General features: G+C 51.8%; 22 protein-coding genes and 1 riboswitch. Of the genes, 9 read left to right on the top strand and 13 right to left on the bottom strand.

The genetic code is table 11. The features are described 5' to 3' along the window. Positions 1-207 precede the first annotated feature (207 nt). A complete protein-coding gene (gene eno / locus LY85_RS00275; protein WP_141825030.1) occupies positions 208-1,488 on the top strand; it encodes a phosphopyruvate hydratase in 1,281 nt (426 codons plus the stop codon). 401 nt (positions 1,489-1,889) lie between these two features. On the opposite strand, the gene LY85_RS00270 is transcribed toward eno, so the two are convergent. The 11 genes from LY85_RS00270 to LY85_RS00220 form a co-directional block, all read right to left on the bottom strand. Next, on the bottom strand, positions 1,890-3,899 hold the full coding sequence (locus LY85_RS00270; protein ID WP_185741052.1) for a methyl-accepting chemotaxis protein: 2,010 nt from the start codon (positions 3,897-3,899) through the stop codon (positions 1,890-1,892). A gap of 276 nt (positions 3,900-4,175) precedes the next feature. Next, entirely contained in the window at positions 4,176-4,946 is a 771-nt protein-coding gene (gene surE / locus LY85_RS00265; RefSeq protein ID WP_141825028.1) for a 5'/3'-nucleotidase SurE, read from the bottom strand. 82 nt (positions 4,947-5,028) lie between these two features. Then, complete coding sequence (locus tag LY85_RS00260) at positions 5,029-6,459, bottom strand: FGGY-family carbohydrate kinase (RefSeq protein ID WP_141825027.1); 1,431 nt, start codon at positions 6,457-6,459, stop codon at positions 5,029-5,031. Positions 6,460-6,538: 79 nt separating this feature from the next. Next, complete coding sequence (locus LY85_RS00255; protein ID WP_038323707.1) at positions 6,539-7,321, bottom strand: SDR family oxidoreductase; 783 nt, start codon at positions 7,319-7,321, stop codon at positions 6,539-6,541. Between the two features lie 306 nt (positions 7,322-7,627). Then, positions 7,628-8,203, bottom strand: coding sequence for a glycerol-3-phosphate responsive antiterminator (locus tag LY85_RS00250; protein WP_038323706.1), 576 nt, complete (start codon positions 8,201-8,203; stop codon positions 7,628-7,630). Positions 8,204-8,297: 94 nt separating this feature from the next. Then, on the bottom strand, positions 8,298-9,875 hold the full coding sequence (locus LY85_RS00245; RefSeq protein WP_141825026.1) for an ABC transporter permease/substrate-binding protein: 1,578 nt from the start codon (positions 9,873-9,875) through the stop codon (positions 8,298-8,300). Then, the gene (locus LY85_RS00240) at positions 9,872-10,999 is read right to left on the bottom strand and encodes a betaine/proline/choline family ABC transporter ATP-binding protein (protein WP_141825025.1); all 1,128 of its coding nucleotides are present in this window, start codon (positions 10,997-10,999) and stop codon (positions 9,872-9,874) included. Before LY85_RS00240 ends, LY85_RS00245 begins: the two co-directional genes overlap by 4 nt. Before the next feature lie 228 nt (positions 11,000-11,227). After that, a complete protein-coding gene (locus LY85_RS00235) occupies positions 11,228-12,643 on the bottom strand; it encodes an FAD-binding oxidoreductase (protein ID WP_141825024.1) in 1,416 nt (471 codons plus the stop codon). Positions 12,644-12,671: 28 nt separating this feature from the next. Then, positions 12,672-13,655, bottom strand: a complete 984-nt coding sequence (locus LY85_RS00230) for an FAD-binding protein (protein WP_141825023.1) — start codon at positions 13,653-13,655, stop codon at positions 12,672-12,674. Beyond that, a complete protein-coding gene (locus LY85_RS00225; protein WP_243122433.1) occupies positions 13,652-14,476 on the bottom strand; it encodes an electron transfer flavoprotein subunit beta/FixA family protein in 825 nt (274 codons plus the stop codon). The genes LY85_RS00230 and LY85_RS00225 overlap by 4 nt, the downstream gene beginning before the upstream one ends. Continuing rightward, a complete protein-coding gene (locus LY85_RS00220) occupies positions 14,473-15,924 on the bottom strand; it encodes an FAD-binding oxidoreductase (RefSeq protein WP_141825022.1) in 1,452 nt (483 codons plus the stop codon). The genes LY85_RS00225 and LY85_RS00220 overlap by 4 nt, the downstream gene beginning before the upstream one ends. 396 nt (positions 15,925-16,320) lie before the next feature. Between LY85_RS00220 and LY85_RS00215 the strand changes: the two genes are divergently transcribed. The 3 genes from LY85_RS00215 to LY85_RS00205 all read left to right on the top strand — a co-directional run bounded on the left by LY85_RS00215 (position 16,321) and on the right by LY85_RS00205 (position 19,106). After that, positions 16,321-17,577: an MFS transporter gene (locus LY85_RS00215; protein WP_141825021.1), complete on the top strand. Its 1,257-nt coding sequence runs from the start codon at positions 16,321-16,323 to the stop codon at positions 17,575-17,577. 270 nt (positions 17,578-17,847) lie between these two features. Beyond that, entirely contained in the window at positions 17,848-18,441 is a 594-nt protein-coding gene (rpsD, locus tag LY85_RS00210; protein ID WP_141825020.1) for a 30S ribosomal protein S4, read from the top strand. Between the two features lie 5 nt (positions 18,442-18,446). Beyond that, positions 18,447-19,106, top strand: a complete 660-nt coding sequence (locus LY85_RS00205; RefSeq protein ID WP_141825019.1) for a hypothetical protein — start codon at positions 18,447-18,449, stop codon at positions 19,104-19,106. A 116-nt stretch (positions 19,107-19,222) separates the two neighbouring features. Here the strand turns inward: LY85_RS00205 and LY85_RS00200 are convergent, their stop codons facing one another. Further along, positions 19,223-19,783: a hypothetical protein gene (locus tag LY85_RS00200; RefSeq protein ID WP_141825018.1), complete on the bottom strand. Its 561-nt coding sequence runs from the start codon at positions 19,781-19,783 to the stop codon at positions 19,223-19,225. A 426-nt stretch (positions 19,784-20,209) separates the two neighbouring features. Here LY85_RS00200 and LY85_RS00195 point away from each other — a divergent pair, with 426 nt between their 5' ends. The 5 genes from LY85_RS00195 to LY85_RS19115 all read left to right on the top strand — a co-directional run bounded on the left by LY85_RS00195 (position 20,210) and on the right by LY85_RS19115 (position 22,500). Beyond that, a complete protein-coding gene (locus LY85_RS00195) occupies positions 20,210-20,458 on the top strand; it encodes a hypothetical protein (protein ID WP_141825017.1) in 249 nt (82 codons plus the stop codon). Positions 20,459-20,540: 82 nt separating this feature from the next. Next, positions 20,541-20,879, top strand: coding sequence for a four-helix bundle copper-binding protein (locus LY85_RS00190; RefSeq protein ID WP_141825016.1), 339 nt, complete (start codon positions 20,541-20,543; stop codon positions 20,877-20,879). Positions 20,880-20,946: 67 nt separating this feature from the next. Beyond that, a riboswitch (guanidine-I (ykkC/yxkD leader) is annotated at positions 20,947-21,043 on the top strand. Positions 21,044-21,098: 55 nt separating this feature from the next. Further along, the gene (locus LY85_RS00185) at positions 21,099-21,419 is read left to right on the top strand and encodes a multidrug efflux SMR transporter (RefSeq protein WP_141825015.1); all 321 of its coding nucleotides are present in this window, start codon (positions 21,099-21,101) and stop codon (positions 21,417-21,419) included. Between the two features lie 141 nt (positions 21,420-21,560). Continuing rightward, positions 21,561-22,202: a flavodoxin family protein gene (locus LY85_RS00180; RefSeq protein WP_141825014.1), complete on the top strand. Its 642-nt coding sequence runs from the start codon at positions 21,561-21,563 to the stop codon at positions 22,200-22,202. Positions 22,203-22,335: 133 nt separating this feature from the next. Then, positions 22,336-22,500 carry a hypothetical protein gene (locus tag LY85_RS19115; protein ID WP_185741050.1) on the top strand — a complete coding sequence of 55 codons (165 nt, stop codon included), beginning with the start codon at positions 22,336-22,338 and terminating at the stop codon, positions 22,498-22,500. A 141-nt stretch (positions 22,501-22,641) separates the two neighbouring features. On the opposite strand, the gene LY85_RS00175 is transcribed toward LY85_RS19115, so the two are convergent. Continuing rightward, complete coding sequence (locus LY85_RS00175; RefSeq protein ID WP_141825013.1) at positions 22,642-23,529, bottom strand: DUF3298 and DUF4163 domain-containing protein; 888 nt, start codon at positions 23,527-23,529, stop codon at positions 22,642-22,644. Positions 23,530-23,540: the final 11 nt, after the last annotated feature.

Here is a 23,540-nt window from a genome sequence, read left to right as displayed (position 1 = left end):
TAATATGCCAAATGTTAACAATTTCCGCCCCTTTGGAACGAGCGATTTTTTCCGGCTGCAACATCCAATTTTTTAATCTTTTTTAACAGAAAAAACCGGAAGATTTCGGATCCGTCAATTGACATTTTCAGTAAATTGTGATATTTTTAATGAAAGGCAGTTAGTTTTCGCTAACTGAGATGAAAAAACCATAAGGGGGCAATCAATATGTCTGACTATCGTATTAAAAATATTGTTGCAAGAGAAATTCTGGATTCCAGAGGCAATCCAACGGTTGAGGCGGTTGTAACGCTGAACGACGGCACCGTGGGAACGGGTTCTGTCCCGAGCGGAGCGTCCACAGGCTCGTTTGAGGCCCTTGAGCTTCGCGACGGGGATTCTGCCCGCTACGGCGGAAAAGGCGTCTTGAAAGCGGTCGATCATATCAATACAATCATAAACGACGCTCTCAGCGGATGGGACAGCACCCGGACCGCGGCCATTGACCAAAAGCTGCTTGAGCTTGACGGCACGAAAGAGAAGTCCAAGCTGGGGGCAAACGCCATTCTGGCGGTTTCCCTTGCGGCGGCAAGAGCGGCGGCAAACGCGCTCCATCTGCCGCTGTACCGTTTTATCGGCGGCGTAAACGCCGACACTCTCCCCGTCCCCATGATGAACATACTGAACGGCGGAGCGCACGCGGCAAACAACGTGGACATTCAGGAGTTCATGATTATGCCTGTAGGGGCGCCGTCTTTCCGGGAAGGGCTGCGCTGGTGCGCGGAAGTGTTCCATAAGCTTGCTTCCATCCTGAAGGAAAGAGGGTTGTCCACCTCCGTCGGCGACGAGGGCGGCTATGCGCCCAACCTCGATACGGACGAAGAAGCGATCGAACTGATTCTGGAAGCGATCAGAAAAGCGGGCTACCAGCCCTCTACAGATTTTGTTCTCGCGATCGACGCCGCCTCCAGCGAGTGGAAGTCCGGCAGCGGCTACCTGCTTCCGAAGCACCATACCTCCTATACGACGGACCAGCTCATCGCGTACTGGAAGAACCTGAGCCAGAAATACCCGATCCGCTCCATTGAAGACCCGCTGGGCGAGGACGACTGGCAGGGCTGGGAAAAGCTGACGGCGGAGCTGGGCGATTCGGTTCAGCTTGTCGGCGACGATCTGTTCGTTACCAATACGGAAAGGCTGAAGAAAGGGATCAATCTGCACTGCGCAAATTCCATCCTGATTAAGCTGAATCAGATCGGCTCCCTGACAGAAACAATGGACGCCGTGAAGATGGCGCATAAAGCCGGCTATACGGCGATCATCTCCCACCGCTCGGGCGAAACGGAAGACACCACCATTGCCGATCTGGCGGTCGCGCTGAACGCGGGTCAGATTAAGACCGGCGCCCCGAGCCGCAGCGAGCGTGTCTCAAAATACAACCAGCTGCTGCGGATTGAATCCGATCTGGGAGACGGCGCCTGCTTCCCCGGGAACAGCTGCTTTCATTAACAGCTGTTATTCTTCATAATTGATTTCCAGGATGAGACACGAAGCAAACGGATAAAAGCTGTTCCAATAGGTCCGTCCGACGGAATTCACCTGATATCCTAAGCCTCTGAGAAAATTCGCGGCTCTGTATCCAACTTTTTTATCAAAGAATCTGATAATAACCGTTTGCATGCGATCACCTCAATTGAAAAGAATGGATCAATATCAGGATATTCCATAAGCCGCCGTCTGTTTCATAAATTCCGAAAGTAAATAGCGGGAAAGCTGTTGACAAGCAAACCCTTCCCGAAAAATCAGCAAAGCAGGCAGAGTGGACCACTCTGCCTGCTTTTGATAAAATTAAACGACTTTCAATGCATTTGCTTCTTCAGGGTGACTGCCGTAAACCGACCGGACAGATTTTAATCCGTCCCCTTCTTTAAGCGGAATTTTCCGACAAGCGACCGCATGATCTGCACCTGCGTGGAAAGCTCCTCGCTGGCGGCGGCATTTTCCTCCGCAGTCGCCGAGTTGGTCTGAACCACCGCGGCGATTTGATCGGCGCCCTGTGTCACCTGACTGATGGACTCCGCCTGACGGCTTGACGCCTCTGTGATCTGCGCAACGGCATCTGAAACGGATTCTACGCTCTCGACCACCTGAAGAAGGGCTTTCGCGGTCTGGTCCGCGATTTTCGTCCCATTCTCCACCTGCCTTGTGGAATTTTCGATCAAAGCGGTGGTGTTTTTCGCCGCCTGCGCGCTTTTGCTCGCCAGATTACGGACCTCGTCCGCCACAACGGCAAAGCCCTTTCCCGCGGCCCCCGCTCTCGCCGCCTCAACAGCCGCGTTCAAAGCGAGGATATTGGTCTGGAAAGCGATATCCTCAATGGTTTTGATGATTTTCCCGATTTCCCCGGAGGATTCATCGATCTGAGCCATCGCAGACACCATTTCATCCATATGCCGGTTACTGGCTTCTATTTCGGTTCGGACAAGGCTTACATTTTTATTTGCCTCGGCAGCGTGCTCCGCATTCTGTTTGACATGGGTGGAAATTTCGGTAACCGTGGCCGCAAGCTCTTCGACGGAACTTGCCTGCTCCGTCGCGCCCTGCGCCAATGCCTGCGCCCCGTTGGCGATCTGGGCAGAGCTGGAATCCACCTGCGCCGCGGAGCGGCTGATCTCCGTCAGGGTACCGTTCAGAGAATCCGTGATCTTTTGAATGGAGGCTTTGATGGAAACGAAATCGCCCAGGAATTCCTGCCTGAGCTCAAAATCAAGCTGTCCGTTCGCAATGTTCCCCAGCGCGGCATCAATTTCCGCAATATAATTCTTCATATTCTCTACCGTGTAAAAAAGGGAATTTGCCAAGACCCCGACGTCGTCCTTTGTTTTGACGGAGGGAACTTCGGAGTGAAGGTCGCCGCGGGAAAGCAGCTCCAGCCGCTGGCTGAGTTTTTTCAGCGGAATCTGGATCGCGTCCGTAAATTTCCATACGGCAGCCAAGCCGATCAGCAAAGTCAGGAATGCAATCAAAAGCACGGCGGTGGAAACGCTGAAGGTCGCGGCGTCAATCTCCTTTTGGGGAATCATCGCTATGACCTTCCAGCCCGTATTGGGAGAGGTGTAAACATTGGTAAGGAATTTCTCCCCGTCCAATCCGGTGCTCTTTACCCCATCGGTTATCTTCCCCGCATTCTCCAATCCCGTAATTTTCAGCTCTTCGATTTTCTTTAGGTTATGCTCCTTGTCCATGGAGTCGGAAATAACGGTTCCGTTCTGATGGACGAGGATCAGGTATCCACTCTTTCCGATCTTCACCTGATTGAGCATTTCCGTCATGGAATTCAGGTTGACGTCAATTCCGGAAACGCCCAGAAGATCATTGCCGTCGTATACCGCCTTGACCAGGCCCAAGATAATATTGCCGTCGTTCTCGTACGGCTCCGTATACACATATTTCCCTTTGCCCGTAATCGCAGTCGTGTAAAAAAGCCGCTGTGTGGGGTCGTAGTTCGGCACTACTGCCCCGCCCTCCGGGCTCTGCATATATTCCTTGCTTTCCAGCCCGTAATAGACATAGGTGACATAGGGATGCGCCTGGCGGAAGGAGTCGAAGGACTGGAAAATTTCCTGCTCCATCCCGCCCGCTTTGGACGACCGGAGCACCCTGTCGTCGTTTTCCCCTTTGTTCACATAGCTGGTCAGATGCCCCTTCGACGCTTTCATCAGGCTTGCCGGCGCCATATAGTCAAGATTGTACTGGATCTCTGAAAAAAAGGTCTCCATGTTCTTATCGGCCAGCTTCAGCTGCTGGCTGCTGGACTCGACGTACTGCGACTGAATCTGGTTGGGCAGTATAAACAGGGACATCACTGCAAAAGGAACTGCAATCACAATGGCAAAAATGATGCTGAGCTTTTTCTTCAAACTGGATTTTTTAACTGATTTGTGAGATTCTTCCCGAATTGTTGCGGAACGTTTAAAGAAATGAAACATTCTACTTTTCAACCTTTCATCAATATACTTTCCGGAAAAGAGCTTTCAGGAAAAAAATACCAAATCGGGAATGTATAAAAAAAGAGGCGGTTTATCGCCGCCTCAATCATCATTTCCCGTTTTGCATTCCTCAACTGTTGGACAAAGCCTTTATAAATGAAAATTGCCGCGTTCCTGCTGTGTGACTGTCTTCTTCTCCGGATTCTTTTAAACCGCTGTCATATTCCAGGTCATTGGCGTAATGGAAATTGCCTTATCTATGTAAACGGCATAGATATCGCTGTCCGGCTCCAGGGTATCCATATTGACGGACAGCCGGGATTTCAGTTCAAATCTCTTTGAAAAATCCCGCTCCCCCGGCCGTATGAAACAGAAATAGTTCTGATGGCTCTGCCGCGTAATATGATAATGTTCCGCATCCCGCAGCTGGTCGGGAATATTGATATTCAGGACGGTGGCTTTGTTGGGCATGCCGTCTTTCAGCACGGACTGCGCCGCTCTTCCGGTGATTTCCGCCGCAGCGCTCCAGTCCGCCGGACTGTAATCCGTTTTTCTCTGCAGCTGCAGCGGGATTTGCAGGGAGGATGCAATGGCGGGAATTTCATGGGAATTCGCTTCAAACGCGGCGCCCAAGGTTCCGCTGCAGGTAACAATGGTGCCGAGGTTTTCCCCGTAATTGATACCGCTGACGCACAAATCCGGTTTGCGGTTTGCAAGCTCCAGCACGGCATGAGCCACCGCGTAGGCGGGCGACCCGTGCACGGCGTAGGCTTTTGTCCGCACTCCGCGAATCATCAGGGTGGTCGTTTCAATGATCCCCAGGTCTTCCGTGCGGGGAAAAGCGCGGCCCATGCTGGTCTGCTGGCGATGCGGCGCAACAATGAGCAGCTCGCCCAAATCGGCAACCGCTTCCGCCGCCGCGCGCAAACCCGGAGAATATATTCCATCGTCGTTCGTGATCAGAATCAAAGGTTTCATATCGTTCCCCCGCGCTTAGCCGAAAATGGGCAGAAATACTGCAGTCGCTCTGCAGTATTTCTGCAATGTCTGTTAAAATCGGTTAACTGAAAATTTCATAGGAGCGCTTCAGGAGGTCATCCGTACATTTTGTAATGTCGCGATAGACCGCGTTCGCTCTCGTATATTTCTCGGTATTCTGCAGATCGGGCCGGAAGGTGTCGCGCATGCGCACCATATGGGCCACAGCCTCGTCAAAGGTTTTGTAAGCCCCGACTGCAACGGCGGCACAGATTGCCGAGCCGACCGCCGCGGAACCGTTCACCACGTTGCGCGACGCGGGAATCCCGAAAACATCGGAGAAAATCTGCATGAACAGACCGCTGTTGGAACCGCCGCCGGAAATGATGATATTATCCAGCTTAAGGTTAAGCTCCTCGCACATCTCGTCCACACGGCTCTTCATGGTCATGGCAATGCCTTCCAGAATGGAACGGTACATATGCGCGCGGCCGTGGCGCCCGTCAAAACCAATCATGATGCCCTTTTTGAACGGCTGGTCCGCGGGAGCCAGGAAGTCGAGAACGGTCATCAGGCCGTCGCTTCCGACGGGGACCTCTTCCGCTTCCCTGCTCAGCAGCTCTTCCGCGGACATGCCCATGGATTGAGCTTTCTCCGCGTAGCTGTCGCCCAGTACGTTCTTGAACCAGCTGACCGTCCACATGCCGCGGCGGATGCCGTTGCTCTCATACAGGTACTGGTTGGGAACGGAAGCAAAGTTGCTCCAGAAATTCACGGTATTCTTTGGATTGTCGTGGCCCTGAGCCATTGCGGCAATGTAGGTGCCCAGGGAGATCAGCGCCGTCTTTTCGCCGGTGCAGCCCGCGCCCAGCGCCTCAACCGCCTTGTCGTTCGCGGTTGCCACGACCGGAAGCCCTTCCGGAATCCCGGTCGCCTCGGCGGCTTCCTTCGTCACATAGCCAAGGATCGTGCCGGGCATCTGCAGATGAAACAGCATGTCGCGGGTAAGATTGTATTCGGCAATCTTCTGATCGTCCTCATACCACTGCCATGTGTCCGTATCCATCGGCCAGACACCCTGATAGTTGGCGGCCGTATCGTTAAAATTGCCGGTAAAGCGATGAGTGATATAACCGGAGGAAGTGGTGACATAGGCGATTTCATCGCTGACCTGTTCATGTACGCGGGAAACGCGCTGATCCATCCAGCTCATCACCGGAGAATACAGGGAACCGTCCTTTTTCAGGAGGGCCCGGCAGAACCGGATGGTGCAAAGCCCGACCGCCATGATGTCCTTGACGTCGCCGTCAAATTTCGCCAGCGTCTTTTTGCTGGCAACCGCAATGGAATCCCACAGATCGTCGTCGGGATGCTCTACGATCCCCGGCGACGGCAGATTGACCGGCCTGAGGTTTTCTTTCTCTTCGCAGACAATATTCCCTTCCAGATCAAAAATTACGATTTTAGAACTCTGAGAACCGCCGTCGACGGCTAAAATGTATTTTTTACTCATACCAAACCTCTACTGCCTTTCGGATAGTATTGGGGCGGGGAGAAAACCCTCTCCCCACCGCGCTATAAAAACCGGTCAATCAGCGAACCAGGTAGCCGCCGTCGACAACAAGCAGCGTGCCGGTAACATAGTCGGACGCATGGCTGGCGAGGAACACGGCGGTTCCCATCAGATCCTGTCTTTCACCCCAGCGGTTGGCCGGAATATGGTCAAGCACTCTCTGGTTGGTAACAGGGTTGCTGCGGGTTTCCACGGTGATGTTGGTTGCGTAGTAGCCGGGGGCAATACCGGTAACCTGAATATTGTATTTGCCGAGCTCGTCCGCATACGCTTTTGTCAGGCCCGCAATACCGTGCTTCATAGCGGCATAGGCCGGGGAGCCGAGTCCGCCCAGATAGGAGAACAGCGAGCAGATGTTGATGATCTTGCCGCTCTTCTGCGGGACCATGTATTTGGCGGCCTCATGGCTCAGTTCAAAAGCCGCGGTAAGGCCGGTCGCAATCATCGGATCCCAGTCGGCACGGTCGAAGTCCAGAACGTCGTTCAGTTTGCAGATACCGGCACAGTTTACCAGAATATCGATGCTGCCGAACTGGTTGACACAGGCTTCAATGACTTTCGCGGGAACGCCTTTCTCAGTAAGGTCGCACTTCATAAAGCCCATCTTGCTGCCGGCTTCCTCAATCAGCTTCTGCGTGGTTCCGTCGTCCTCCAGAAAGCTGGCGACGAACACATTTGCGCCCGCCTTTGCCAGCGCCAGTGAAAAGCACTGTCCAAGGCCGCTGTTGCCGCCGGTAACGACCGCGTTCTTCCCTTTCAGGCTGAAGAAGTCCAAAGAAAAATCATTGATATCGTAGCTCATAATGTTTACCTCCATTGTTTATGTATTGTGTTTGTGAGACGAAGAGCCGCACCGCCGAGCAATATCTGCACACTATACTGTTCCCGATACTTTTTTCCGTACGCGTGAAATAAAATAAACATTCATGCAACAAAAAAAGCAGCTTCAAGACAGCATAACGCTGTGTTGAAGCTACTTTCTCTTCATCTCTTAGTAACTGTGTTCAGTATAAAGAATATACCTCTGTTTGTCAATGCTATTTTGTGCGAATTTTTTAGCATATTTTTGTACAATTTGCAGAACCGGTCTCTCTAAGAAAGGATGTGTTCAGTCACGCCAGATTTCCTGATTGGTGGTGGATATGGCGATCGCCCCTGCGCTGAGCGCGCCGATCACGTCGTCCTTGTCGAGGATCAGCCCGCCCGCAATCACGGGACGGTCGATCTCAGCACACAGGTACCGGATGACCTTCGACAAACCCGCCGGAAGCAATTCCACCACATTCGGATTGGTGACACGGACATGCTTGACCACATTGGCATAGGTAATAAAATCAATCATAAAAAAACGCTGGATCGTGAACAGGCCCAACTCATTGGCACGCTTGATCAGAAACGGCTTTGTACTGATGATGCCGTCGGCCTCCGTGTATTTCTGGATAAAGTCCACACAGATCTCTTTGCTGGCGAAGCCCGTAATGAGATCAACATGCACAAAAACGATTTTCTCCATTTTCTTCAGTTCTTTGACGATATCGGCAATGGTGCAGATATCCCCGAACAGAACGTTGACCATCTTGCAATCCACGCTTCCGCACTTCTCCACGGCTTCCCATTTGTTGACTGCCGCTATTACCGGACAGATTTCCGTGTTTTCCAAGAACTCTTCCGTTGTTAATTTCATATTGCACCTCTGCTTGTCGATTTGGATTTCCATTCGGCAACTGGTTTTTCAGTTCGGTTTATTATACCACGGCCCCCCTATTTATACAAATTTTTCACAGCAGTCCTTTGCTCTTTAAGAAGTTGAGCGCTACGTCCTCCGGGGACTGGCCTCCCTGATCGACAAGGTAGTTGAGGTCCCGCATGGATTCGTCATCCAGAAGCCCCGTCATCAGGGCAATGACATCCTTGAGCTCCGGATATTCCAGCAGGACCGATTCGTTGATCATCGGGATAGCATAATAGGAAAGAAGGGCGTTTTTGTCGTCCTCAAGGACCTTGAGCTGATAGGTTTTCAGCAGGCCGTCCGTGGCGTAAGCCGTCAGGACGTCGCATTTCTTACTCGCAATGGCCGGGTAGCCCAGCCCGCCCTCCATGGGTGAGGACTCTTTGAATTTCAACTTATCGTAGGCGGCGTATAAGGCGGCAACCCCGTCCTGTCGGTTGTTGAATTCGATGGTAGGCGAAAAAATCAGCTGGCTGCTGGCTTTTTCCAGGTCGGAGATGGTATTCAGACGATATTTGTCGGCCGTCTCCTGACGGACCGCCAGCACGAACGAATTGCTGAATCCGATGGGGTCCAGTACCTCGATGCCCTGCTTGGCCATCAGCTCCTTAACGGTGGTATAAATATGCTGCTTGTCGGTGGACAAGCCCTGTTTGAGCAGGCTGCCGTAAGCGGTGCCTGTGTACTCGATATACATGTCGATATGACGGCTTTTCAGCGCGTTATAGCAGATGTCGGTGCTGCCCAGGTTCAGATCCCGAACAACCTTGATATCCGTTTTGTCCTCGATCAGATCGGCATAGATATTTCCCAGAATCAGCTGTTCGGTGAAGTTCTTGGAACCGATATGGATCACCTTCCCTTCGGCCTTGTTGATGGGAGCAACCGAACCGATAATGATCGCAACCATAACGGCGAGCGCCGCGGTGGAAACGATCCAGCGCTTTCTTTTATGGCGCAGGACTTTTTCCTTATTCATATCGACCGTCGGATGAATCAGGTTGACCGGGGTCACGACCTTTTCAAGGAAACCGACGACGAAGTCGACCACCAGAGCCAGAATGCATGCCGGGATAGCGCCGCTTAGAATCAGATAAGTATTGCTGGTCTGGATACCGGAGTAGACCAGATACCCCAGCCCGCCCGCGCCGATAAAGGCCGCGATGGTCACAAAGCCCACCGCGTTGACCGCGGCGATACGGATACCGGCCATAATCACAGGGAGAGCAAGCGGGAGCTGGACCCTTCCCATGACCTGTCCCTGGGTCATACCGATGCCCTTCGCCGCCTCCAGCGTGTCGGGGTCTATATTGTTCAAACCGATACAGGTGTTTTTCACAATTGGCAGCAGGGAATAAATCACCACGCAGAAAATGGCAGGAGCCGTACCGATGCCGAGATACGGAATCAAAAATCCCAGCATGGCAAGGCTGGGGATCGCCTGCACAATATTCGTCATCCCAAGGACCGGCTTTGCAAGCCTTGGCGAATGACTGATGAGAATTCCGACGGGAATACCGATCAAAACCGCGATTCCCACGGACAGAATCGTTAAGTGGATATGGTCGAGCAGCAGGGACAGGACCTGTTCGCGGATGTTCCAGAAACTCGTAAAAAATTCCGTCATCGTTCACCCTCCGTATCGACAAATTGCTGACTTAAGACAGTCATCAGATTCTTGGATGTAATCAGGCCGATCAAGCGGCTCTCCCCGTCCACAACGGGCACGAAATCCAGCTGGCACTCACGGATATAAGCGAGAATTTCTAGCAGGTTTTTTTCGGGAGCCGTCGTTGGGAATTCCGTTTTCATGATTTTTCCGACCGGCTGCGTACGGTCGGCCTGCTTCTGAATATCGGTCCCGTACGCGATTCCTACCAGACGCTTTTCCGGATCGGTAACCGGCATCGCGTTGATTTCGTTGGCTCCCAAAAGCTCCGCGCATTCCTCCAGAGCGGTATCCGGGGTGCAGCTGACGGGATTCGCCATCATAATATCCCTGACGCGTATCAATTCCGGGGTGTTCCAGATTCTCTTCTTCCCCACAAAGCTGGAAATATAGTCATTTGCCGGATTCTTCAATATATTTTCCGGAGTATCGTATTGAATGATGCGCCCTTCGTCAAGAATGCAGATGCGGTCGGCTATTTTGATCGCTTCGTCCATGTCGTGCGTGACAAAGACAACAGTCTTTTTCAGCCGGGTCTGCAGCCCGACAAGCTCGGACTGGAGCTGCGCCCGGGTAATCGGGTCCAGCGCGGAGAACGGCTCGTCCATCAGAACGATTTTCGGATCGGAGGCAAAGGCTCTGGCAACGCCGATTCTCTGCAGCTGGCCGCCGCTCAGCTGCGAGGGGTAGCGGTACAGATAAGCCTCCGGGTCCATACCCACGATTCTCATCATCTCGGAAGTGACGTGATCTCTTTTCTCCGCATTCATTCCTTCTATCTGCAAAATGATCTCTATGTTATCCTTTACCGTCATATGGGGAAAAAGACCGGTCTTCTGAATGACATAGCCTATCTTCCTGCGCAGTTTCACAGTGTCCAGCTGGGCAATATCCTGATCGTCGATCAGGATCCTCCCGGAAGTGGGGCGTGTCAGTTTATTGATCATTTTCAGCGTTGTGGTTTTCCCGCATCCGCTCGGCCCGACCAGGACGACCATTTCCCCATCCTGAATCTCAAAGTTCAGGCCCTTGATTACTTCCCCCTGTTTAAATGCCTTCGTTACGTTTTCAAATCGGATCATAGGGGCACCTCCTCCACAGATTTTACGATTTGCAAGCGCCAAACGCTTGTCCGCCTTTTCAGTTCCGGCTCAGGCAACGTTCTCTATTCCAGCCGGTCAATCCTCTTGGGAATCATTTCATACAGATCTTCCATCATAAAAATATAAAAACAGCAAATCAGGGAAGGATCAATTCCTATTGTCCCGCCATTTTCATCTCCCTATACTGCGTGTACAAGGTGGTTTTTATCAAAACATATTGCCGGGATTCCAGAAACCCTCCGGATCATACCGTTTTTTCAGTTCGCGCATCCGCAAAAGCGCGGCGTCATCCGCCGGAATCCAATGCCGTTTAACTTTGCCGACACCGTTTTCCCTGACAACACAGCCGCCGAAAGCAGCCGCCTCATGCAGAATCCAGCGCATCCATGCCTCGCACTGCCGCTGTTCCGAGGAATCCTTCGGAAAAAGGTTGCAGTGCACATGATTTTCCCCGATATGGCCAAAAATGCAGTGCGCGGGCCTGAGGTCCTTCAGACAGTCCCCATACCACTCCATCACCCGGGTAAACGGCTTTTCGGGAAAGGAAATATCGGTGGAAAGCTTGGTGATTTCCGGATGGTTCCGGTGGTTTTCCCCCACCACGAGATTGACCGTTTCCGGGATTGCGTGACGAAAGTCCCGCAGAGACTCGATTTCCTTTTCACCGGATACCGCCCATGCGCGGTCCGGGTCGCTTCCGCACTGCATCGCCCGCTCCATCAGGGCTTCCGCCACAGCCTCGATTTCGGATTCCTCCCCCGCAATTTCCAGATAAATCATCGCGTGAAAGGCCGGATCGACGGGTGGAATACTGTCGAGACTGCCCAGCAGTTCTTTTTTCTGCTCTATGAGCCGGAGGGAATCCCCGTCAATATACTCCGCCGCGGTCACCCGCGCTTTTTCCGACCCCACCGGGTCGCTCTGCAGCTCGTCGGCAAAGCGCCACGCGTCGCGCGGGCTTTCAAAAAAGAAGGCGATGCCCCACTGCTCCGCGGGACAGGGCATCAGGCGGAGAGTCAGAGCGGAGAAAATGCCGAGCATCCCCTCGCTGCCGAGAAACGCGTCCAGCTCATCGAGCCGTTCGCCGTTTATTTCCAGAAAATGTTCCCCTCGGCGGATATCCCGCACGGTGCCGTCGGCCAGAATCACGCGCGCCGCTTCAAAGTACTGACTGGCGTCCCCGTAAGCATAAGCGCAGATTCCGGAAGCCGCCATTGCGGCTGCGCCGCCGACCGTCGCGGTGGACTCCGTCGGTTCGGGCGGCCAGAAAAGATGGACGGGTCCGCCCAGCCTTGCAATCGCCTGCTTCAGCTCCGACAGGCGCAGACCGGGCTCCACCGTCAGCAGATATTTTCCGGCCGTTTCGGAATATTCCAGTACCCGGCTGCAGTCGGCCACATTCATCAGATGTCCGCTCAGCGGCACTCCGCTGCCGACAATGCCGGTTTTTCCCCCCTGTACCGTCACCGGAATCCGCTGCTCGCGCAGTTCGCCGAGGATCGCACAGATTTCTTCCTCGCTGCGCGGAAACGAAATACTCTGCGCGCCTCCGGAAAACTGGGACTCATCGCGAATATATTCCGTATACGATTCGTCCATAGGAAAAATTGGACGGCTGTTCATGAAATCATACCCCACTATCAGATTATAATCATTCTTGGTTCTTTCGGGTTGCTTTTAAAGGCTTTTCGGAAATCTCGCTGAGATGTTGTAAGACCCTATGCCAGTCGTCCACGATCGCAACGTTGGATTTTCGGTGAATCGGCGCCCGCGGGTCCGAATTGACAGAAACGATAAACCCGCTTTTTTCAATTCCGGCATAAAAGGCCGGCGCGCCCGAAACACCCGCAGCAATACAGATTTCCGGCTTTGTCATGGCACCCGAAACGCCGATCAGGCTGCTCATGGACGCCCACGCGCTCATGGCGACCGGGCGGCTGACCCCGAATTCAGCCCCTATCTTTTCCGCGGCCTGAGCCATGGCCTCGACGCCCTCCCGGCTTTTTGCCCCCCATCCGGCGGCAAGAATAAACGGCGCGGTTTCCAGATTTTTTTCCTCTTTTCCGGGAATAAAAGCATAGTCCTCGGAGAAGCCGTTTTCCGGGCCTTCCCGGACCGTTCGCTCCTCTACGGCCACAGCGGACCGGCCGGTCTCTTTTGCCGGTTCGGCACTGGACCGGGAAACGGAAAGGCAGTACGGCCCTTTCTTCAGCGCAAATTCCGCCTCCATATGCCCGCCGTAAACGGATTTGGTGACGGTAATCTCCTCCCCGGCGCACTGCACACCGTCGACCGCCGCCATAAACGTGCCCCCGCAGCGCTGCCCCATCCGCACCGCCAGCTCCGACCCAAAGCAGTTCCCGGCAAACAGATAGACTGCTGTTTCCCCGCTGCCTCCCAGCTCGGCAAGCTGATTCAGCATGGTTTCCGTCCGCGCCTGCGGAAGGACGATCAGCACGGCTTTTGGCACCGGGACCGCGCAAATCAGTTCCTCACGATCGGCTTCTTCCCTGTGAAACACAACGGCCGTGTCCGCTTCGATTCCATTTGTGCGCTGCTCTAGGAATCCTGCAAGCAGCCGGCACTGGTCCGGGTAATCGTTCGTGCAGGCGTTCAGCACCAGTATTCCTTTCATAAGCGATTCAGCCTGCCTTTCAGATAGTCTCGGTACAGGATTTCCGCCTTTTCCTCCGGCGTATCCGCCTCGATCAGGACACCTTCCCGCTCCTTCCGGATGGGGACCAGCGAACGCAGCTCCGCGTTGGGGCCGGACAGCAGGGCTTCCGCTCCCGGAAAATCCGACAGCTTCAGCAAGGTAATGGGCTTCTTCCCGTAGGCCATCTTGTCCTTCAGCGTCGGAACACGCAGATAGGTACACGGAGCGTCGCCGATGCTCAGAACGCAGGGCGCGGAAACCGTCTGTACCGACGTTCCCCCGTCAACCGCGCCGGTAACGCGCAGGCGGTGTTCGTCCGCCGGCTCCAGCGCAGTCACCTGTGTTACGCAAGGCCACCCCAGCAGTTCCGCCGTCAGAAGCGGTGTGCAGGCGTTGTCGCCGACCTGTGTCTGCCGGCCCATCAGAATAAAATCAGGATGCGCCTGTGTCTGCGCAAAGTCTGCGATGAGCCGGGCGACCACCTCGGGCCAGAAGCGTAAATCCGCGTTCCCGGGGTCGATCCGGACAAGCTCGTCGAATTTCAGCGCGGCCAGCGTTTTCAAAAACCGGTCATTGGGCATTCCGCCGACGGTCAGCGCACACCGGTAAAAGCAAAAAGAGCCTGCAGCTCCGTTGTCGGATAGCTTCAGGCTCATTTCCAGCGCACTTTCATCAAAGCTATTCCAGTCCAGCGGCGTGAACGACGTATCAACTTTTAAATCGGGCTGGAGGGCCCAATCCTCTTCGGAAAGGGCCTCCAGATCCGGGGTAATGGAAAAAGGAAGTAAGAGTTTCATCATTTTCTGAGTGGAATCAGCGTTCCCATATTCATGATGCCGTTCGGGTCGAACGCCTTCTTGAGGGTATCCAGCATATAGAAGGAAGAACCGTACTCTTCATGAACATAGCGCGCTCTGGCTTTGCCGAGGCCATGGTGGTGAGCGATGGACCCGCCGTACTGAACCACCTGTTCGCAGATGATCCGGTTGATGAGGTTGTGGTATTTGTTGATCTCCTCTTCCGGCGGGCAGTCGACGATATTGTAATAGTAAACGAAGTACATATTGGTGCCGTTGATATAGCTGTGGGAGGAGTGGCCGCCGATCAGCGTGATGTCCGGCACTTCTTCCATAATGCGCCTGCGGGCGGTGTCATAGATTTCATAAATGCAGTCCCAGCAGCCGGAAACCTCTGTGGTGATACCGATGTTCTGTGTCGCCTTGATTTCCTCGCGCTCCTGTGCGATCTGCTCCGGACCCCAGTTCAGGTGGCTGAACCACTTCTCAATATATTTCGGGTCGACCGCTTCGCACTCGTCATAGCGTGCGACGATTTCTTTGATACCGGCTGCCGTGGCCTCGGCGATCGCCGCAGGGCCTTCCGTCGTAAAGATCAGCACGCATTTTCCGGGAGCGGCGAAATGAGAGAAGCTCATGGCGCCGTCGGCGGGGTCGTACAGACGGGCGATGGACGGCTTGTAGCCTTCCACCATCACTTCACGAAGCACTTCAAATCCGGTCTTCATGTTGTCCAGCGTGTAACCCATAAATTGATTGTTTTCCGGACGGTACTTGAATATTTTGACGGTCACTTCCGTAACGTAGCACAGGGCGCCTTCGTTTCCGATGATGATATTTCTGATATCAGGACCAACGGAGCGGCGCGGAACGTTCTTGATGCGGCAGATTTTTCCGTTGGGAAAAACCGCTTCCAGGCCGACGACCATGTCTTCGATGCCGCCGTACAGAGTGGAGAACTGGCCGATGCTGCGAGTTGCTACCAGGCCGCCCATCTGTGCCAGAGGCTTGGACTGCGGGGAATGTCCGGTGGTATAGCCCTGCTCACGGAGCATATCGTCCAGATCCTGTAAGGGGACGCCGCACTGGCAGGTAACCTGCATATTGTATTGATCCACCTTTAGGACCTTGTTCATCTGGGAACCGTCGACAACAACCGAGTTTTCCAAAGCTGTTTCCAGCCCGCCCTCGATTGCGGAATGACCGGTACGCGGCACAATATTAATCTGATATTCATTTGCGAATTTCAGCACATCAGCGACCTCTTCCGTGCTGTGTACATAAACAACTGCCGCGGGGATCGGCTGTGTATATACTTCGCAGACCTGTTCATATTTTCTGTAACGATCAAGGCTGCTTTCTTTCAGAACCTGTTCATCCGTGATTACGTTTTCTTTTCCAAGAATTCGGATCAGGCCTTCCACGATGCTTTGTCTTTCAATTAGTGCCATGCTGTTTACTCCTTTTCTTCATCTCATTTTGACCAATAAAAAAAGAGAAAGCAACTTTCAAATGGGTATACGCCCATTAAAAAGTTACTTTCTCTTACTCTCTTTGGTAACTGACTTCAGTATAACGGCTGGTACTTTATTTGTCAATTGTTTAATTTGACCAGTTCTGCTGAATTTTATTTAGCGTTTTTGTTTAATGACAACTCGCAATATTTGCTGTATACTGTCATCAGTTACTATCAGAGAGATTGAGAGATTGAGTAACTTCAACCGATCCGCCGTCCATGCGGATGGGTTGAAGTTACTCTTTTTTTTCTCTAAAATTATTGTGCACAGATAATTTCAGGGCGTCTCTCGTCATCCTGCAGCTAAACAAAAAAGAGGAGGAAATGTTAAATGAACAAAGCATTTATCAAAAAATACGGCACTCTCCTGCTGCTTGCCGCAGGTGCAGGCATCATTTTCCAGTTACCGTACATCCGTGAAACCTTCTATGTTCAGATTCAAAACGCAATGCAGCTTACCAACGAACAGATGGGGCTTCTGTCGTCCGGTTATGCTTCAATGGCCCTGTTATCCTATTTCGTCGGCGGTATGATCGCCGATAAATTTTCCGCAAGGAAACTGCTGACTTTTTCATTCATCACAACCGGTATTTTGGGACTCTGGTTCTCCATGTTCCCCGGCTACAACGTCTGCCGCATCATCTTTGTTCTGATGGGTATTTCCACCATTATTACATACTGGTCGGCGTGCATCAAAGCGACCCGTATGCTCGGTTCCAGCGAGGAACAGGGCCGCTTGTTCGGCCTTCAGGAAGGCCTTCGCGGCATTATGAACGCTCTGTTGGTATTCGGTATGATGGCGGCCTACAATCATTTTGCAGATAAGGTTCTGGGCGCACAGTGGGCCATCCGTGTCTGCGCGATTGTCGTTATCATTATCGGTGTCCTCAACTGGTTCTTTATCGAAGACACAAAAAGAGAAGAAAACTCTGAAGGCATCCTCGACATTGCAAAAGGCATGCTACACGCCATGAAGCTGCCGCGCGTATGGGTTATCTGCGCGATCGTCTTTACCGCATACAGCATTTATGGGATGCTGGGCTACCTGAACACCTACTGTGTGAAGGTTTACGGCGCTCCGGAATCCGTGGGCACAACGCTCGGCGCCTTCCGCTACGTCATTCAGGCCATTGGCGGCGTCCTCGGCGGATTCCTGGCTGATAAGATCGGCTCCCGTATCAAGGTCATCATCGGTTCTGCCGTACTGTTCATCGCGTCCTTCCTCGGATTCCTGGTCCTGCCGGAATCTGCCGCGGTGCTGAACGTCGTTATTGTCAACTTCATCTTCGGCCTGTTCATCATCTATGTTGTACGTTCCATGTACTTCGCCATCATCGACGACGCACATCTTCCGGTCAATTCCACCGGCCGTGTTTCCGGCTTCGTATCCTTCCTGGGCTATTCCCCCGACATTTTCATGTACACCATGATAGGCAGCTGGATGGACGCGAACCCCGGCAAAGCGGGCTATAACATGATGTTTGTCTATGCCCTGGTAATGGCCGCTCTTTGCTGTGTCTTCGCTTTCGTTCTGTTCCGGATTGTCAAAAAGGACGAAAAGAAAGCGGGCAGCACCGAGACTGCCTGAGCTTGCTAAAAACTCTGTTTAACCCTTGCTCAACAAACGCTCCGAAAAAAGGGGGCCTGCCGCTGTGTTTGGCGGCAGGCCCTCTTTTGCTATTGATGATCCCCATCAACAAACCATTTTTCTCGCTTCTTTTGATTTTACGCCTTGCCATGATTTTACAAATCTGCTATAATAATTTCGTTAAAAATATGTTGTGTGGCCCGGTAGTTAGACAAGACTAACTTGTTTGAAGGCAACATGAAATGAAACAGATAAAGGAGACGAACAAGAATGGCAACAAGAAGAGGCCCCCGTTTCAAGGAATGCAGACATTTGGGGGTAAATATCTGCGGACACCCAAAGGCGATGAAGAGGGCAAACGCACCGGCCTTCAGTAAGAGAAGGAAGGTTTCGGAATACGGCCTGCAGCTGATCGAAAAGCAAAAAGTCAAGGCATACTACGGAATTCTGGAAAAACAGATGATGCGTTATTATTCCGCGGCGGAAAGGGCTCCGGGAAAAACGGGCGACGCCCTGCTGCAAACGCTGGAACGCCGTCTGGACAATATGGTATACCGGATCGGCTTCGCCAATTCCATCCGTTTAGCGCGCCAGCAGGTAACGCACGGCCACATTCTGGTAAACGGCCAAAAAATCACAATTCCATCCTATACGATCCAACCGGGCGACGTGGTTTCCCTTCGCGAGAAATCCAGAAGCAACGAAGCGTTCCGCGCTAATTTTCTGGAGGGAAAGGGATTTGCCGTGCCTTATGTGACACGGGATTTCAACGCTTTCAGCGGCACGCTTCTCCGCCTGCCCCTCCGGGACGAAATCCCCGTGGAAATCGACGATCAGCTGGTCGTCGAGCACTACTCGAGGTAACCGCCATGCCCGGCCCGTCCTGCAAATATCGGCAGCCCGGCTATTGGGAATGGACTTTAGGAAAACAGGACGTGTGGAACGACCTGTTCGTCCCGCCGGAGCAGCTGGAAACTCCCGTTTTTATCAATGCCTGTGCGGTGGACGGACAGCGTCTCCTGCTGGACAGCAACTGGGCTTGCCACCCCGGTATCGAATCGGTGCTGGGTTTTGTGCAGTACGTCTTTCTCCCCACCGTATGTTACTATGTTCTTCATCCCAAAAACGGCCGGCTGATGACCCCGGTCCAGTCCCCCCCGGAGCTTCTGGAAACGATCCGAAGGTCCGACTCTCCGCACCGGCTGGCCATGAGCGGCTTTGTCTATGAACTGAGCGCCGTATGGCGCCGTTCCGCGGAAACGCAGTGGGCTACCCTGGGCCGCTTCTGCGACCGCTTCAACCGCTACTGGGAATGCCAGGACGTCCTGTTCAGCCTGAACGTTTTCCCCAACGTGGAAAAGGTTGTTTTTTATCTGAAGGAGCAGGTCTGGTGTGAAGAACTGTTTCAGGAGGAATTCGGATACACCTATTCCCAATTGGATGAATTATGCCGCCGGTTCGAAACGGAGCCGTTTGCGAAATATCTGTTTCTTAACTGGCTCAATACCAGGGCCGGCTGTCTGGTTTGAAGAAGGCCCGCGGCGGATTCAAAAAGCGAACTGCCAATAGAATGATTCTCAATAAAAGGCTGCCGCCAAACGATAATTATCGTTTGGCGGCAGCCTTTTATAATTAGATTATTCTTTTATAATACACCCATATACGGGTGTAACCCTTCGTCTGCGGATATTTTCGCGATACGCCAAAAGTCGCCGTCTTTGACGACCGTCAGCGCAGCGTTATAGTCCCCGGCGGGACCGCTCGATGTTGCCGTGGAAAAAGAAAGCTGAATCGCATATTGATCGCTTCCCGTCTGCGTTTGGTTGGTGATTTTATAGCTTTCTATCCAGGGACTGGACATTCCCGTTACCCAATTGGGATTGTATTGGCCGAGCTGTTTGACATACTCTTTTTTGAGCTTGGAATCCATTACGGAATATTGCATCGCCCCGCTTCTGCTTTTCAGGCCGTCAGCCCATACCACGGCGGCTGCTTCCGGCGCGCATACCCCTACCCGGTCCATTGCATCCATCAAAAGCCCGGTCCTTACTTCGTATTGATCCACCTCGGCCACCGCTGCCGCAACGCTGATATATTTGCAGTGAAAGAAGTACCCCGCCGTATTAAAAAGCGCCGCAACCAGCAAACAAACGACAACTACAAGCCCAACGAACCTTTTTACCTGCTTTGAGAAAAGCAGTTTCATGCAAACTCCCCCTATCAAGTGTTTCTATAAAATCTATGACGGGTAATGGAGAAATAGGCAAATTCCCGCTGTTGGTCAATGATTAATATTCCGCGTTAGTTCAAATCCGGCGGTCCTGCCGCCTTAATCCTAATTAAAAATCCCTCCCAGCCGCCCAAAAGCAGTTGAGAGGGTGTCCCAAATTGTGAATTGAGCTAATTATTGTATTATAGATTCGTGCACAAACCTATCCCCCATAATTATAAAAGCTCAATTTTAATTGTATTATAGCAGAATGGTTAATGATTTTCAAGAAAAAAACTTACCAATTAATTCGGCGTGGATTTGTCTATGAAGCTGTTAACAGAAGCATCCCGGCTATTCGGGAAGAATATTATTGTACAATCAGGAAAAAGTGAAGTATAATAAAATAAAGCAGGTGATATTATGAAGGGAAAAATGATTCGGAACTTAACGGATTATAACGGAAAACCGGTTTGGGTGGAATTTGAAAACCCGGACGCATGCAGCTGTGCAAACTGCGGAGCTTGCCGGTCAAGCGATGCCGAAGCGCATCTTTACACCAGCGGCGTATATCGTGCCGAGGGTCATTTTCTCGTTTCGCTTACGAACGAAGAACATCGTTTTCATGAGTTTACGCCGCGTATCCTCGCCATTTACGAGTGGCAGGAATAGAGAACGGCTATCGGATACTATCCCACATAAATTTTAACTTCTCAGAAATAATAGTAAAAATAAAATCTGCAGGAGTTAGTTTATGGGGATTGTAAATATGAATAATAAAAATCAAACCTGCATTGACCAATGCAACAAATGCGCACAGGCGTGTTTGGAATGTATGAAAATGTGCCTTGACGAACCCGACGCAGCAAACAGGAAAAAGTGCATTGCCAAGCTTCATGAATGTGCTTGTATCTGTAGGGAAGCATCCTCCTTTATGGCGGTGGATTCCTGTCATGCGATGGAATTATGCAAGCTATGCGCGACGATTTGCAATGAGTGCGCTCAGGAATGCGGAGCATTTAAAGACGACCACTGTGCGAAATGCGCCGCAGAATGTAAAAAATGCGTGCGGGAATGTCAGTCCATGCAGTAATCGACGGCGGGACTTGTATTCAATATTGCTTTTCATATTGACATTTTTCATTGGATTTGCTATTCTAGGAAAAGCTTTATAGGGTTCCGCAGTTAACAGCTGGTCTGCACCGAGATAAAGCGCGCAGGATACTGCGTTCACGGAAGGACAAAAGCCTGGGAGATATTTATATCTTCCATGGCTTTTATTTTTTGTACATTTTTAAAAGGAGTGAAAAACATGCATTGGTTACTGTTGGCAATAGCAGGGATTTTCGAGACATGTTGGGCTGTCAGCCTGAAATATTCACAGGGCTTCACAAAGCCTGTTCCAAGTGTGATAACGGTGGCAGGGATGATCGCAAGCTTTTATTTTTTATCTCTGTCTTTAAAAAATCTGCCCCTCGGAACGGCTTACGCTGTATGGACCGGAATCGGTACGGCGGGAACGCTTATTTTAGGGATCGTTCTCTTCCATGAACAAATCAGCATCCCCCAAATTTTCTGCGTTGCTCTTATCATAGCTGGAATTATCGGCTTAAAATTGCTTTCCCCTCAATAATGCGTCAGCGGCTTGTTTCCGGGACGGAGGATCCGGGCCAAGAATTTTAAAACCGTACTATACTGCATACAGACATAAGGGGACTTGACGGGAAGAGTATAATAATTCCATACAATGAAATATTTGAAAGGATGACCCCTTATGAACGTAATCGCTGTGAATGGAAGTCCGAGAAAGAAGTGGAATACGGCTACCCTGCTGCAAAACGCGCTGGACGGCGCGGAATCGGTCGGGGCACAGACCGAAATGATCCACCTGTACGATCTACAATACAGAGGCTGCATCAGTTGTTTTGCATGTAAAAGAAAAGGCGGGGCACTGGGCCGCTGTGCAATGCGGGACGATCTGACCGACGTACTTGAAAAAATCATCCACTGTGATGTACTCCTGCTTGGTACACCGATCTATTTTGCGAATATAACGGGTGAAATGCTCTCGTTTCTCGAACGTCTGCTGTTCTCTGCCATGACTTACAATACCGGGCATCCCTCCACCTTTCAGGGAAAACTGTCATCAGGCTTTATCTACACAATGAATGTCCCGGAAGACGCTATGGAAAAGCTTGGCTACAACGTACTGTTCGACCGTTATAAAGCTCTGCTGGAACGTTTGGGCGGACCATCTGAATTTATCGCCAGCAATGACACCTATCAGTTTAATGACTATTCCAAATACGAGGCGTCCATGTTCAGCGAGGAACACAAAGCCCGCGTAAAATCGGAGCAGTTTCCAATTGACTGCCGGAAAGCATTTGAAATGGGAGCCCGTCTTGCAGGCAAATAACGTAAGGGAGGCCATCGTCACCGGTAAGATCATCTTTTGAATAATATTTGCGGCTCTCGCTTCACAGTGAGAGCCGTTTTTGATAAAACCCAGGCGATTTGGACAGGCTAATTTCCGAAAGGAGATTGAATTGATGAAAGAAAAATTGCTTGTGCCTGATCCGGACTCGGTTTCTCCCGCACAGATTCCAACCGTTCCGGCTCCGGTACCAATCCTAATGCCGATCCCCAGAGAGGATAAGGAAACTGCGAAACCTGCTCAAAACGGAGGCAGGAAAGACAGCGACCCATCCATGTAATTCTCTTGCCGTCCTCAACGGGCGGCATTTTTGCACCCGGAAAGCCGCTCTCCAGATAAATGGTTTTCCGTGCAGCCGCAATGGTATCGGAACAGGATACATTGGATCGATTCTGTCGGGAAAACAGAGGGCTTTCATGGATCAGCCTGCTGAGGACGCGCCTGACGGCCGCACGGCAGAAATGATAAATTCCTGCGGGCCCATAAATCCGGGGGCAATTTCATATTTGTCGAACACAACGACCACCTTTCCATCCGCGTTAACATAAAACTTCTGGTCCTGACGAATGCCCTGAAACCCATCGGACCCGGTAAAATACATCCAGTCGCTATGCTGTGCGGTGCGTTCCTCCATTTGCTTACGGATACTGTCATCCACCACGGTTTTGTAATCCCTGCCGAGCAGATTTTCGAGTGTCAATGCAGCCCCGGTGTTAGGGTCCAGGTTGTAAAAAACCTGTTCCAGGGAAGATTGTGCTCTATCCCATGTGATGTCCAATACAAAGGAGAGCATTTTGGTATCGCTGCATTTTATAGAATATGTGATGGATGATTTGGCGGGAATGTAATCTTCCGCCTTGCCTCCTGTCTGAAGGAAGGCTTCCCGTTCCTGCTCGCTTCTCTCTTCCAGCATTTTCTGCGCCGTCTCTACCTTCGTCTGAATGAGGAGATTGATTTGATTCTGATTGGCGTTATTTTTCAGTCCGGAAATTTTGGGCTCCCTGACGGTAAGCGTCTGACCTGGATCCTGCTTGAAATCCGCGCGAAACGTAAAGACTTGGGCAATGTCGCCCACCACCGGGATTCCGTGAGTCGAACGGGCAAACACAGGGCTGCTGTTAAGCAAAATAACAAACACTGCGAACATGCTCGCCGCAGACACCGCTATCCACCGCAAAACGCGCATTTCCCCGGCAGTTTCCGGCCGGAACGAGCGGTACGCAGCTGCAATTCTGTCCTGCAGCTCCGCAGGAGTTGGAATTTCACGGTAGTAGACTTTTGATTCTCTGAGATAATCTTCCAGCATCATAAGACACCCTC

The sequence above is a fragment of the Clostridium sp. KNHs216 genome (assembly GCF_006714885.1).
GTDB lineage: Bacteria > Bacillota > Clostridia > Oscillospirales > Acutalibacteraceae > Caproiciproducens.
The sequence above is the reverse complement of the archived record's forward strand: the minus strand, read 5'-3'. Positions and strand labels throughout refer to the sequence as shown.